The 333-nt window shown below is 61.6% G+C and carries 1 protein-coding gene; it reads right to left on the reverse strand.

The features are described 5' to 3' along the window. Positions 1 to 333, reverse strand: a 333-nt coding sequence (locus ABI582_RS28720; RefSeq protein ID WP_442120998.1) for an immunoglobulin-like domain-containing protein, incomplete at both ends; no start/stop codon positions are given.

A 333-nucleotide genomic window follows, 5' to 3' on the forward strand; every position in this document is an offset into this window, starting at 1 on the left:
ATGGTGACCTGGGCATTGTTGCTCAGGGTCACGACCAGGTCGTGGTCCAGCGGCTGGTTGATGTGCACGGTGAACGTCGGTTTGACGTTTTCCGCCACGGAGGTCTGATCAGCCGTGATGGTGACCTTGACCAGGTCGCCTTCGTTGCCCGGAGTGCCGGGCTCGTCAGTAACGGTGGTGCTGACCGGCGTTTTGTCCAGGGTCAGCTGTTCGAACTTGCCGACATCAGCGCCAGCAACGGTAGCGATGGAGTTGACCACTGCTGGGTTGCTACCGACGTAGACGTTGTCCGGGGCAGTGACAGTGACCGAACCGCTGGTGCCGTTGGCCGGC

The organism is Pseudomonas sp. SAS7 (assembly GCF_052112345.1).
Lineage (GTDB): Bacteria > Pseudomonadota > Gammaproteobacteria > Pseudomonadales > Pseudomonadaceae > Aquipseudomonas > Aquipseudomonas putida_Q.